Source organism: Dysgonomonas sp. Marseille-P4677, assembly GCF_016652235.1.
Lineage (GTDB): Bacteria > Bacteroidota > Bacteroidia > Bacteroidales > Dysgonomonadaceae > Dysgonomonas.
In genome coordinates this window covers 1-12,428 of the sequence record NZ_JAEPKU010000014.1, presented here as the reverse complement: position 1 = coordinate 12,428, position 12,428 = coordinate 1, and the positions used below count along the sequence as shown (strand labels likewise).

Sequence of the window (12,428 nt, the reverse complement as noted above, 5' to 3'; positions counted from 1 at the left end):
ACCGATGACTAAATCATTCGTACCGCAAGAGAATGACAATCCTGAACTGTTCCAGTATTATTATCACTCCGATCATTTGGATAGTTCGTCGCTAATTACTAATTTAGACGGCGAAGTAGTTCAGCATATCGAGTATGTTCCGTTTAGAGAAGTCTTTATAGAAGAAAGAAATAACCGTTGGAACACTCCGTATCTCTTCAATGCCAAAGAGTTGGATGAAGAAACAGGACTATACTATTATGGAGCACGCTATTATGATCCAAGAATTAGTCTATGGATAAGTACTGACCCGCTACAGGAGAAGTATCCGAATATATCTACATATGCTTATACTTTCCAGAATCCGATCAAGTTTATTGATCCAGATGGAAAAGATATTTTTATTATTATATGGACGACGTCTAATGGTCAAGTAGGTCATGCTGGAGTTGCAATTTCTAATTATGAAAAGACTACAATAGATGGAAAGGAGGTCATGGTTCCAAATGGGACATTTACCTACTATGATAATTGGCCTCAAGAAGGAGTAAATTTGGCTGGAGTAAAAGGTGCATTATCGACTGTAGATTGATATAGATCGCATGATGCCGGAAAGGACGGTGTTATAATTTCTGACATATCTGAATTTACTAGTGATAATTTAACAAAGCTACACCCTTATAACCCTTTAAGTGATACAGGAATTCCTAAAGAAGATATTATGCAAGAAGGTGTTCTACAGTTGCATACAGATTATGATACAGATCAACAAGCTCACGAAAAAGCTAGTTATTTGAATGCAAATAAGCATAAGTATCAAGGAAAATCTTTTAATTGTGCGACATATGTTAGCGAGGTACTTCATAAAACCGTCTTTAAGAAAAAATTAGGCAAAGAAAATATCTTTACATTCTTAATAAGATCCATAACACCAAATAAGTTATGGAAAGATATTACTAAAAAAGTAGATAATGGGGATATTTCAGGTACGATATTAGTCGATCCTGGTAGTAATATAGACAATTCTTTTAGAGGGGGATTAAAGGGAGAAAAGGAAAAATGATTATGAAATATTTATATTTGATGTCGCTTTTAGGTCTTCTGTATGGATGTATAACAACAAATGGAAAGATGGAAAAGGAATTATTTTCTGAGGTTGATGAAGTTTATTATAAAACGTCAGTTACTGATTCTATCGTAATTACTGATAGGGATAAAATAAATCACATTATTAATTTGATTAAATTATCAAAAAGAAGTCCTGCTGTATTTATTTCAAGAGAAACTTTAATATTTAAAAAAAAGAATCAAAATTCCGTAATTATAGATAAAGATAAGGAATTTTTCAGTATTGAAGGTCTCACTTATTTAATGGATAAAAGTACCTCAAGAAAATTAAGTAATTTATTGTTAAACAGTGGTAGTGCATCGAATTAAGTACTGCTATTATAAGTGATTGGATATTTTTTACAAGAAACCTTTGAATGGATAGGGACGATAATTAGGTCGTCCCTATTTTTTCCACTACCGCACGATTTCTGTTGGGTTGTGTCAGGCTTGTCGGTAGATGAACAGTAATCATTCGCTCTAGAGCATCACGTCCGGCAACAGGTATGGGAGGTCAGATGGAGCATACTTATACTTACGATGGTTTGTATCGTCTGGCATCGGCAACAGGAACTTATGCAGGAGCAGATAATAAGTCAGCTTCTTATCGAGTATGTTCCGTTTGGTGAGGTGTTCATCGAAGAACGTAACAACAAGTGGAATACTCCATATCTCTTCAATGCCAAAGAGTTGGATGACGAAACAGGGTTATAAGAACATTAATGACAATATCTTACCAACTTTATATTATTCTAAAAAATCAGAAGTTATTTTCACAAAATGGGAGAAAGATATCTTACGTACTATTTCAATTATATTTTTCTGTCTCTCTTGTGTTACTAAAAAAATGATTTACTCTAAATAAACTTCAAATATTATAAGCCCCCGCCTAAACGTTCTTGGGCAGGGCTTGTGATATTGATGAATATTGTGTTAATAATATCGAGTAGAAAATAGTGTAGGGGCAAAGAATCTGTCAGATGCGATAAGCTTCTATATTAGTCGTTCTTATTATAAAGATTTTGTATCAAGAGGATATGGTTATTTTTATTTTAGAGATTCTCTTTTTGTCTTAGAAGGTATACAATTTGAAAAAATGTTTATGAAAAGATGGCAGCAAATGTCAAAGGATTATTTAAGACTCATAATGTGCCTGTTATGTATGCATGGTTTGCATACATAATATTATCTACTTTATTATCGGCATATAACCTTGCTACTTCATTGCCTTTTCTGGCTCCTCTCCCCCCTCGCTGATCCAAATCAATAAAAAATAATCAAACTAGTACACTCTCTTCATCGTCATCTCTACGTTTGTTTTTTCTTCCCCATTTATCTTTATCAGTAAGATTATCTTTTCCTCCAAAATACTTTTCTATAAACTCTTTTACATCCGATTCCCGATAGTAGTTCCGACGACAGATCGTTTTGAAAGGAAGCAATCCCATATTGCGATACCGTTGGAGTGTACGAGGTGTGACTTTCAAGAAAAGGCACAAGTCCTGATTATCAAGTAAACGCTCATCCATAACGGTATTGCTGCTGACTATCAATTTATCTATCTTCTCCTCAACTCTTTTTATGAGTTTAGCCAAAGCTGAGATATTTGCTTCAAATATTTCGTCATCTACTCGTAGCATAATTATGGCATTTTAGGTTTATTCTTCCTCCTTTGTTCAGCATACTCCTGATGACCTTTTATCAGGTCTTGCAGATGCTCATCTGTAGATTTTATTAATCGCTCTTTGAGTACACGTTTGATTTCTGCAATAGTATAGTAAGTTTTACCAGAAATAATAGAATAAGATATTATTCCATTGGTGCGTAAACGTTGTAATGTACGTTCGCTTATTTTCAGGAAAGTGCAGACTTCATAACTGTCTACCCATTCATTGTCTAAGTTGGTAGAAGTATTTGGATTTCCCTGTCCTTTGACATAATCAGCAATAGTGTCTATCTTCTCTACTATATTTTTATATGCTTCAGAATCTATTGTAATAACTTCCATATCAAATTTCGTTTGATACAAAGGTCTGATATACTGATAGATTAAACTCCCATGTTGGGATAAGTATTTTCGAATAAAGTCCTAATTGCCTTATGCTTAGTAGGTGTAAGAGGTAGTTTTTATAGTGTGAGTAAAATAATCAGAGGAAAGGATCTTTTCAGAAATTCAAGTTCAATAAAACGGTCGTTTAGTGAGATATTTTGAAAGAATAATATAGAAAAAAGAACTCCCAAACTTGGGGATAGCTTGGGAGTTTATATTGTAAATTAAAAATGTATTTATCTACACTATTCGTTGATATTCAATAGTTAGAACACCATTATTGTAAGACTGGTTATTAATAAGTTTCCAATTAGATTCTTTCTTCGACTTGGGGAATAGAGGAATTCCATCACCAAGTAAGGTTGGAATATATGTTATTATCATTTCATCAATCAAATCATGGCTTAGGAGTATTGAGATCAGTTCTCCACCTCCAACAAGCCAAATATCTTTTCCTTGCCCCTTTCTCAAATCCGAAATACTTTCGACTATATTATCTGTAATAAAATGAATATTCTCGTTTGAATGATTTATCTGATTCCTAGTTATAATGTATGATATTTTACTTTCATACGGATATATCACATCCATATTTAAAATATCACGATATGTCCTTCCTCCCATAACAACAGTATCTACAGACTCAAAGAACTGGTCATATCCATAATTAAGTTCGGGAGTAATAGGATATCCGGAAAGCCAATCTAAACTTCCGTCTGAGCCAGCAATATAACCATCAATAGATGATGCAATGTATAATTTAATTTTTCTCATGTTTTCCGTATTTAGAATGCAATATACAAAAAAGAAGTGTGGAACATGCACCGCTCCGCTACGAGGTACTGGTATACCCGAAGGACGAAACAGGCACGTCCACACCATACTTTCGTATAGTATGAACGATACTCTGCTCGTCTCATCCTTCTAAAAATTACCAGTTTTCGTAGCGAGACGTTCAGCGAACGTTATGTTATATTTCAGGAAGTATCCTTGACACTTCCGCTATTATCAATTTTATTCATACAAATATAGTTTATTATTCTGATTCATTTATTATCTAAATTATCCATTCTATCATTAAGAAATTTGATAAGCTTGTCTAAGAATTGAGTCCGACTACCTTTACGTTCTCTGATTTCAAGGAATGTATGATAAAAATCGCCCAAATTGATATTGAATGCAGATTCAATATACTCTGCTAACTCTTTTATATTAGTATTTCCGTTATTAAAGCACTTTGCAGTATCCCAAGAATATATAAGTTCTACAAGCTCCGCTTTCTTCCCTGTCCATGTTAGTTTTACCTTTGGTATAGAGTTGATTGTATCAGTTGGAAATTCATTTTTGTTTAATTGAATCAACTTATTATTTAGATACACTGTGAGCATCTCATAAGCTAGTATTTTTGAGACCTTAAAATCATGACTCGTTGAAAATTTAGAATCTCTCTCAAAATAGAAGCTATCTAATAGTAATTGTATATCAGGCTTACTCCTGAGAAAATAATATTTGTCCAAATGCGTACTTCCTGAACGATAATAGTGATAGAAATCAAAATTCATTTCGAAGAAATATTTTATCCGTCCAAGGATATTCTCTAAATATAGTTTTTTGTCATTTACAGTTCCATTGGGCATTCGCATCTCAACGTTGTAAACCTTATTGTAATAAATCAGCAAACTGAACATCTGAGGTTTTACCTCTTTAAAAAACTGTATTTCTTCAGATTGATTTTTAAAAGTCAGGTTGGTTACAAACTTTTTTAGCTTTTCGAAAACCTCTTCTAATACAGAAATAATCTGAGTCGATTCTTTTATAATATCATATTCTGATTGTTGAATATTCTGAATCTCTTCATTAAATTCTTGTCGTATATCTTGAATAAATTGCTCCATAATAACATTGATATCTATAGGTAGTTGTCTCCTTTTAATTTAACGACAGCTCTAGAATTACATGTAAATAATTTATAATTAGATAATTAATTCTATTAATTTAGAATTAATTACTCAATACTCTGATTTCAGGCATATCTGTGCATACCCATTACTTCCTACTAATAGTAACAGTAAGACTTGAATTATTGATTTTACTGATTTGCATTGCATAATTACCTATTTTAATTTCAGTAGTAAATGTATGCAATCAGAGAAGTCTAATTATTTAATGTAGACAAATGTAGGCTATTGGTAGACGAACGGACTAAACGTTTATTTCTAACTTGAGGAGTAAAAGTATACTAGCCATATAATTATAAGTTTATAAGTTAGCGAAACATCTCATTTTTTGCTTTATCTATCATCTTATCCACATTTTCAATATTATTCTCTTTCGTATAGTTGTTAAATTCATCAATATTTTTCAAGAGGAGATTATAATATTCTTCAGAAAGATTTACATCTCTAAATGTCTCAGGCGTAGCAGTAGTTATTATCTGATTATTCTTGACAATAATACAGTCGTTAATAATCTTTAGCAGATTCAGCTTTTTATCTCTTAATTCAACACTGAGTAGACTATCAGGTGTGAAATTTATTAAGTTTAATTCTTTTTTGATAGAATCTGACATCTCATATTTAGCTTCGCCTTTCTTACAAGAGGAACTAAAAGCGATAAGGCTAGTAATAAATAAGATGAGTATATATTTCATAATTATTTATTTACGTTTTAATATAATTTGACCTTATTTTGATCAATTTACTTTAGTCAAAGTCATTATTCCATTATATCCATCATCAGAGCCAGTTCCTCGTTCTAATGTCATCTTGTTTTTTTCTGAATGAGAAATTATCCATCGACCTCCAAGTGTTATGCCACTAGGCATTATAATGAGGACTTTCTCTTCTATTGAATAACTAAACTCTGTATTAGTTGGGTTAGAAGCATTTTCTGCTTTAACATCATACTCTCCCTCTTGTTCATTGTAAAATATGATTCCTACTGTCGAATTACGAATGTTTTCTCCCTTATGATACTCCTTTAAATCTCCTTTCCATTTTGTTTGAATTAGTGATTCTGTACTAAACTTGAAATCATCATCACTACAATTAAAAAATGAAATACACATTGTAAATAGGAATAAAATTCTTAATGCTTGCATAATTGTTTATTTTTAATGTTATACTTTTTAAATTATTTTCGAGTTAAACTGATTTAATCTTATTCATCCCTATATTGCTACTAAATATATAATGATAAAACATCTGCAGTTGTATAATGTAGACCAATTTAATAGATTCGTAGACAAACAAATATTTATCTCCAAATAATAGACATATACAAAAATTTTTATGCCTATTTTTCTCTTTCTTATTTAAAATTCTGAGCTGTTCCAATGAACAGTCAATACTACGATTATAGTAATTCGAATTTAAATTCTTATAATCTATCTATATCATCAGAAGATGCATTCTGCCCTTGATACCTTTTCTTGCTGTTATTAAATATGTATTGAATAGAAAAAGTAGCATATAGGCTTTCTCTCTTTCTATCTATTGTAAGATTATGCTTCCCTATATATGTATTGTTTACATCTTTCTTCCGGTTAAATATATCATTGATATATAGATTCAAAGTGAGTGTTTTGTCGAAAAGAGATTTACGAATCCTCAAATCCATTTCAGTATAACCATTCCAACGTGTCATGTATGAATCATAATCGCTCTGATGAGTGAAATAAACTGAAATAGTATAATCTTTAGGTAGAACAAAATGGTTATAAAACTCAATATTATAACTGGTTTTATTTCGTACACTTTTCTCATCCCTATACATTGTTGTAAAGAAAGGTTTTGTCATGCCTACTGTTAATTGTGGTCGCCAGAACTCCAAAGAGTAATTAATAGTAGCGAGTATATTAAAGTTTTGATATTTGTCGTAATTCTTATAGGTAAGAATCGTATTGGCAGAAGAATTTTCATCTTGAAGGAAGTCTATTCCTATCGGATTTTTCACATACGAATATCCCATACTGACGTTTAGGATTTTATACATAAGGTTGTAGTTCACTTCATAGTAATCTTCTTTTTTCAAATACGGATTCCCCTTTTGGGTCAAATATGGATTCAGATATAAGTCATTACTATTTAATTCAGAAAAAGTAGGTCGCCTTGTTCTTCCATTGGTATTTAGGCTCATGTTTACCTTCCTAAAGTTTTTGGATAAGGTTATATTCGGATATATGTTACTATAGTGTTTATTTACTCTCACTATCTTTATAGAATCTTCGGTTGCTTTTTCGTGTGCATATTCATAGCGTAATCCAAGACCGATTTGATAATCTTTTATAACTGTTTTATAGCTAATAAATCCAGCAATTTTTTCTTCATCGTTGGTGTATATGTTGCTCTTACTCAAATCAGCATTATTTGTATAGAAACCTTTGCCTTTAATAATATTGTATTCAGTGCCAAGTTCGATTTGGGAATTTTCCTTGAAAGCATATGCTGCCGTCATTTTCCCTGCAATCAATTTGAAATCTGATTCGCTGTTTATCGTAACTTTTCTGCTATTTGTCGCTATACTAGATTTCTCTTCGGTTACTTGATTAGATGGAGATTTCTTTTGTATATAATCCATATCGAAATGAAGTCTGAATTTATCATTAAGCTGTCCATCATAAAAAGCATTAAGCAAATGTGTATTTGGTTTTTGTGTTTGCAAGGTGCGACTAATAATGCTTTCTTCTAGATTGTCATTAGCATAGAAACTTTCATCTCCATTAAGTGTATTTTTGCTTGAAGAAAATGTCCCTTGATATTTCATTCCGGCAATGTGCCCCATTGTAAAGGAGTAGTCAAAACTTGCCGAAAGATCATGTGTATTATCCATATAAATATATGGTTGATTTATATACTGTCCCCAAAGCGTATCAGTATAAATCTGATAAGATGATTTCTCCTGCGTTTTGTTCTTCAAATAATGATGATAATACGAAAAATATGCACTGAACTTGTTATTCGTATAGGTTAAATTGATGTTTTCTGTATTTCCAATATAATTTCCAACCCTAATTCTTTCGGAAATATTAGCGGAAAAGCCTAAAGATTTGGGCTTTGTTTTTATAATAATTACTGCCTTGTTCTCTGAATCATATTTAGAGCCGGGATTGTTTAATAGTTCTATACTTAATATGTCGGAGGATTGCAACTGGTCTAATTCTTGAGAATTATATAGCTTCCGATTATTTATATATATGACTGGAACCCCTTTTCCGAATACTGTAATTCCCGAACTTCCTTTAGTTGAAATTCCCGGTATGTGTTCCAAAATGTCATTAGCTGTTCCTACCGTACTTAATAGGGTATTATCTACATTGGTAACAAGATTGCCGTTTGTCATTCTAAATTGAGGTCGTACAGCTGTAACAGTAATTTCACTTAAGTCATATACATTTTCAGTGATAGTTATATTTCCCAGATCAATATCGTTTTCCAACGAGAAAGAGCGTTGGACAGTATTATAGCCTATCAGTGAGAATTCTACTAAAAAGTGAGCCTCTTTTGCTGAAAAATTAAAATTGCCCAAACTATCTGTTACTGTCCCACCGCAATATAAACTATCAGGCATATTTAGGAAAACAATATTAATATATTCAATAGGCTTTCCTGTTACGTCTAAAACTCTCCCTTTGACGTTGAAATTCTGAGAATAGCAAAGTGTACAAGATAATAGCAAAAAGCTAAATATAAACAACGCCGTGGGAAGTCGATTTGATTTCATCATGAAAATAATTTTATTTCATGACAAAGTTAGACTAACCATATATTGATTAGACTATTTTGGTATTGGCATCATATGGACAAATAGAAACTGATAAACGATTATATTACAGCAGTTTGCTATTGAAGATACATCCTAGAATATGGACAAAGAATGACCTTAGTAATTCCAAAGGTAATTTTCAAGGGATTGCTCGCTGAATAATTTGCTATTTATTTTGGTCATTTTCTCTTTTATACGTTGCTTACGTTTGGATACCGATGTTGCAGACACCGCCATAAGTGTACCGATTATCGATATGCTTAAACGTAATTCTATCAAACAACAATAACGAATATCCTCTTCTGTAAGAGTTGGATATTCTGTTTGTAAACGTACAGCATAGTTATTATACAAAACATTAATGGTATTTATTATTGAAGGCCATTGTTCATCTTTAACAAACTGAGGAGAATATTTAAGCTTCTTCAACACATCATGATTTATAATCAATTGGTCAAGAAGAAATTTCTCTCTTTCTTGTAAAGCTATATTTTGATTACTTATCTTCTCAGTACCTTTTTTATTCAATAACTCAGAGAATTTATCTATTTCCTCATTCAGAATTTTGTTCTGTTTTTGTAATACTCTATTTGATTCGACAATCTGTTCAATATTGGCTAAGTCCTCTTCAGTCCTATTATTCTCTTCAATCTGACTTGTCAAATCCCCAATTAGATCCTCGTTCTCTTTTATCTGATTTTCATTTTCATATAACCTGATAGTATTCTCTTGTAAACGCTCTTTTGCTTCTTGAATAAGTCTTTCTTTATTCAGGACTTTTCGTTGATAGGTAAATATTATAACGCCGATAATGAATAGTAGAATAATTATAATTATAAGATAAGTCTGTAATTGCTGTGCTTTTTCTATTTCAAGTTTGTCTTTTTCCTTAGAGAGTTTGTTTTGTGTAAAAATTCGTTCCTTATCTGCACTTGAATTATTCCAAATAACATTCATTGCATTGTCTCCATGATGAGCCATACTCAGTATTTCTAATGGTAGTCCTTTTTTCTCATTATATAAAGATTGGAACATTAAGGTTACATCATTGACATAAAAGTAACTTTCATCGGTGGGAGATATAGCGAGATTATTATTTCTCAGGTAATCAAGATAAACCTTTGCGGAATCTAACTGATTTAGATTTAAGAAGGCATTTAAAGATGTAAAATTAGAGTAATATTCATTATTGAAACTCCCATCTAGTTGATTGGCTTGGTTAATTATATCAAGTGCCTTTTTGCTATCTCCAAAACTGTTAAGACAATCGGCGTAGCTGCGAAGCATATCATATAGTAAGGCTTGGTTATTTTCATTTTTAACAAGTGCAATAGCCTTGTCAAAATAAGTAACGCAGGAATCTTTCAGTCCAAGCATAGCATACTCAACTCCTATCATAGCAGTTGATACGGATATTGTTCTCGAACAGGATGATAGTTCTATAATTCTTTCATAAGTATTTATTGCTTTTGAATATTCTTTTGCTTTAAAATAAGAATAAGCCAAGTCATTATAGGTTTTAACAATCTCAATTGTATCTCTGTTGTTTTTTGCGACTTCTAATGATTTTAGTAAAAGATTCTCTTTCTCTGCATACTTATTTCCCTGCCAATTTATTTGATAGGCAGCTAATCTATACGCAGTGGATAGATGAGGTGAGTTATTTGTTTTATAATACTCAGCAGAGAAATGTATTAATGAATCATTGATTAGACTTCTTCCTTGTTGCAAGTGAGTTTTCGTGAGTAAAAACCAATAATCAGCTTTATTTTGACCAGATAAAGTAAACGCGTTTATCTGTCCTTCCAAGATATTTGCTATGCTATCTGGATTTTGTAGTATCTGTGTTTGCGCCTTATCAATGTCAAAAGGAAGAATATCTATTCCTTTATTGCAGGAAATAGTTATGAGTGTGAGTAATATCGTTATATATATGTATTTCATTTGTTTTATGGAGCTAAAAATATTCTAAATTAAACGATTACCAATTTTCATAATACCATTTCAAAATAATTCTTTTGGATTAATCTTTAAAAACTCATCATAAGGAATACCTCCTGTACCAACAAGCATCATCCGTGAAGGATTGAATTTCCTAGCAAATACAGCCATACCTGTGTTATCTGATTTTTGTCCACTCTTAACCTCCAAAGCCACCACTTTACCATTTCTTTCGAGAATAAAATCAACTTCTTCATTCCCTTCTCGCCAATAATATAGATTATAGCGTTCAGAAATAGAGTGATTGATTAGATGTGTACCCACAGCAGATTCAACCAATCGTCCCCATTCTTTAGCATTTACAACGACATCTTCAAATAACTTATCATCCTGAGATGTCAATAAAGCATTGTTATATACCTGAAATTTCGGGCTGGATGACCGTTTTCGTATTACATTTCCTGCATACTTCTCCAATCCTCCTAAAAGCCCGCAATCAGATAACAGATTTAGATAGTGAGCTAACGTTGTTGTATTGCCTGCATCCTGTAATTCTCCAATCAACTTGGTGTAGGATAAGATTTGCCCTGAATAGAGTGAGCCCAACTCAAACAATCGTTTAAGTAAAGCAGGTTTATCAACACGAGTGAGCATTAAAATATCTTTGGATATGCTTGTTTCAATCAGAGAGTCTTTAATATAGTTTTTCCAACGATCCTCATCCTTAATTAAAGATGCAGATCCCGGATAACCTCCAAAATAGATATATTGTTCTTTAGACCAACCAAAAGCACTCTCCATTTCAGCATACGACCAATGACCTAGATATAAGGTTTCAAAACGTCCTGCAAGCGATTCTGTTAACCCTCTCTGAATCATCAAACGTGATGAACCGAGTATGACTACCTTTATGTTTATCTTTTCTCGTGTATCTCTGTCCCATTGTTGCTTTACGACCTCGCTCCAATTATCTATCTTTTGAATCTCATCTATTACCAATAGATATTCAGCAATATTACCTGCTTTCATTCGCAGACGCACACTTTCCCAAATCTGTTGCAGCCATGTAGCATTTGAATTGGGAATAGCATCAGCGGATTCAAAGTGGTGTTCAATGGATATGTTTTCTAGCATCTGTGACACTAATGTCGTTTTTCCCACCTGACGTGGTCCCATTACCACCTGAATAAACTTTCTTTCTTCTTTTACCCGATTGGTAAGTGTTTCTATATGTGACCTTTTAAACATAATATTTAATTTACTCAATATTACAAGTAAATTTACTCAAAATATTAACAAAAACAAATCTGTAGTAATAAAAAATAAAAAACAAGAGTGTTTATTCAGAAGTATTGATTATATTTGTACATAATTCTTTGTTAGACAGCTTATTGAGCGAATGAAAGTGCCGTATTAATTACGAGTTGCCAAATCGTTACCATTGTCACATCAAGGAAAAATAAAATACTGACAACTAGTCATTTAAAGCATAAAGTAGCGTTCCCGCTCGGATCACTGAAAACTCGGAAACGAACAGACAGATTTCCGGTAGAAAATAAAAAAACTCTCTAAAATAGAATTTTAGAGA

Annotated in this window: 13 protein-coding genes and 1 pseudogene; 5 read left to right on the top strand and 9 right to left on the bottom strand. The window is 32.2% G+C overall.

Features of this window, described 5'->3' with window-relative positions; translation table 11 throughout:
* Positions 1-31 precede the first annotated feature (31 nt).
* The 5 genes and pseudogenes from JGH11_RS04820 to JGH11_RS04800 all read left to right on the top strand — a co-directional run.
* Positions 32-370: pseudogene (locus JGH11_RS04820) on the top strand (RHS repeat domain-containing protein); the annotation flags it as partial.
* Between the two features lie 330 nt (positions 371-700).
* A complete protein-coding gene (locus JGH11_RS04815; protein ID WP_201110436.1) occupies positions 701-1,042 on the top strand; it encodes a hypothetical protein in 342 nt (113 codons plus the stop codon).
* Positions 1,043-1,044: 2 nt separating this feature from the next.
* Positions 1,045-1,416, top strand: a complete 372-nt coding sequence (locus JGH11_RS04810; protein ID WP_201110435.1) for a hypothetical protein — start codon at positions 1,045-1,047, stop codon at positions 1,414-1,416.
* A 210-nt stretch (positions 1,417-1,626) separates the two neighbouring features.
* The gene (locus JGH11_RS04805; RefSeq protein ID WP_201110470.1) at positions 1,627-1,800 is read left to right on the top strand and encodes a hypothetical protein; all 174 of its coding nucleotides are present in this window, start codon (positions 1,627-1,629) and stop codon (positions 1,798-1,800) included.
* Positions 1,801-2,196: 396 nt separating this feature from the next.
* Positions 2,197-2,343 (top strand): hypothetical protein, encoded by a 147-nt coding sequence (locus JGH11_RS04800; RefSeq protein ID WP_201110434.1) that lies wholly within the window; start codon positions 2,197-2,199, stop codon positions 2,341-2,343.
* A gap of 20 nt (positions 2,344-2,363) precedes the next feature.
* On the opposite strand, the gene JGH11_RS04795 is transcribed toward JGH11_RS04800, so the two are convergent.
* From JGH11_RS04795 to JGH11_RS04755, 9 genes are all read right to left on the bottom strand, one after another.
* On the bottom strand, positions 2,364-2,726 hold the full coding sequence (locus tag JGH11_RS04795) for a helix-turn-helix domain-containing protein (RefSeq protein ID WP_201110433.1): 363 nt from the start codon (positions 2,724-2,726) through the stop codon (positions 2,364-2,366).
* 2 nt (positions 2,727-2,728) lie between these two features.
* Entirely contained in the window at positions 2,729-3,094 is a 366-nt protein-coding gene (locus tag JGH11_RS04790) for a helix-turn-helix domain-containing protein (protein WP_201110432.1), read from the bottom strand.
* Between the two features lie 282 nt (positions 3,095-3,376).
* The gene (locus JGH11_RS04785) at positions 3,377-3,910 is read right to left on the bottom strand and encodes a dihydrofolate reductase family protein (RefSeq protein ID WP_201110431.1); all 534 of its coding nucleotides are present in this window, start codon (positions 3,908-3,910) and stop codon (positions 3,377-3,379) included.
* 272 nt (positions 3,911-4,182) lie between these two features.
* A complete protein-coding gene (locus JGH11_RS04780) occupies positions 4,183-5,031 on the bottom strand; it encodes an RteC domain-containing protein (protein ID WP_201110430.1) in 849 nt (282 codons plus the stop codon).
* Positions 5,032-5,402: 371 nt separating this feature from the next.
* The gene (locus JGH11_RS04775; protein ID WP_201110429.1) at positions 5,403-5,786 is read right to left on the bottom strand and encodes a hypothetical protein; all 384 of its coding nucleotides are present in this window, start codon (positions 5,784-5,786) and stop codon (positions 5,403-5,405) included.
* 42 nt (positions 5,787-5,828) lie between these two features.
* A complete protein-coding gene (locus JGH11_RS04770; protein ID WP_201110428.1) occupies positions 5,829-6,236 on the bottom strand; it encodes a hypothetical protein in 408 nt (135 codons plus the stop codon).
* A gap of 278 nt (positions 6,237-6,514) precedes the next feature.
* Entirely contained in the window at positions 6,515-8,860 is a 2,346-nt protein-coding gene (locus JGH11_RS04765; protein ID WP_201110427.1) for an outer membrane beta-barrel family protein, read from the bottom strand.
* Positions 8,861-9,016: 156 nt separating this feature from the next.
* A complete protein-coding gene (locus JGH11_RS04760; protein ID WP_201110426.1) occupies positions 9,017-10,843 on the bottom strand; it encodes a tetratricopeptide repeat protein in 1,827 nt (608 codons plus the stop codon).
* A gap of 60 nt (positions 10,844-10,903) precedes the next feature.
* A complete protein-coding gene (locus tag JGH11_RS04755; protein WP_201110425.1) occupies positions 10,904-12,088 on the bottom strand; it encodes an ATP-binding protein in 1,185 nt (394 codons plus the stop codon).
* Positions 12,089-12,428 lie beyond the last annotated feature (340 nt).

Bases quoted from the DNA above. Each gene is read 5' to 3' on its own strand.
- JGH11_RS04760 (WP_201110426.1), bottom strand. From the start codon at position 10,843: ATGAAATACATATATATAACGATATTACTCACACTCATAACTATTTCC.
- JGH11_RS04765 (WP_201110427.1), bottom strand. From the start codon at position 8,860: ATGATGAAATCAAATCGACTTCCCACGGCGTTGTTTATATTTAGCTTT.
- JGH11_RS04795 (WP_201110433.1), bottom strand. From the start codon at position 2,726: ATGCTACGAGTAGATGACGAAATATTTGAAGCAAATATCTCAGCTTTG.
- JGH11_RS04775 (WP_201110429.1), bottom strand. From the start codon at position 5,786: ATGAAATATATACTCATCTTATTTATTACTAGCCTTATCGCTTTTAGT.
- JGH11_RS04810 (WP_201110435.1), top strand. From the start codon at position 1,045: ATGAAATATTTATATTTGATGTCGCTTTTAGGTCTTCTGTATGGATGT.
- JGH11_RS04800 (WP_201110434.1), top strand. From the start codon at position 2,197: ATGGCAGCAAATGTCAAAGGATTATTTAAGACTCATAATGTGCCTGTT.
- JGH11_RS04770 (WP_201110428.1), bottom strand. From the start codon at position 6,236: ATGCAAGCATTAAGAATTTTATTCCTATTTACAATGTGTATTTCATTT.
- JGH11_RS04805 (WP_201110470.1), top strand. From the start codon at position 1,627: ATGGTTTGTATCGTCTGGCATCGGCAACAGGAACTTATGCAGGAGCAG.
- JGH11_RS04780 (WP_201110430.1), bottom strand. From the start codon at position 5,031: ATGGAGCAATTTATTCAAGATATACGACAAGAATTTAATGAAGAGATT.
- JGH11_RS04785 (WP_201110431.1), bottom strand. From the start codon at position 3,910: ATGAGAAAAATTAAATTATACATTGCATCATCTATTGATGGTTATATT.
- JGH11_RS04815 (WP_201110436.1), top strand. From the start codon at position 701: ATGCAAGAAGGTGTTCTACAGTTGCATACAGATTATGATACAGATCAA.
- JGH11_RS04790 (WP_201110432.1), bottom strand. From the start codon at position 3,094: ATGGAAGTTATTACAATAGATTCTGAAGCATATAAAAATATAGTAGAG.
- JGH11_RS04755 (WP_201110425.1), bottom strand. From the start codon at position 12,088: ATGTTTAAAAGGTCACATATAGAAACACTTACCAATCGGGTAAAAGAA.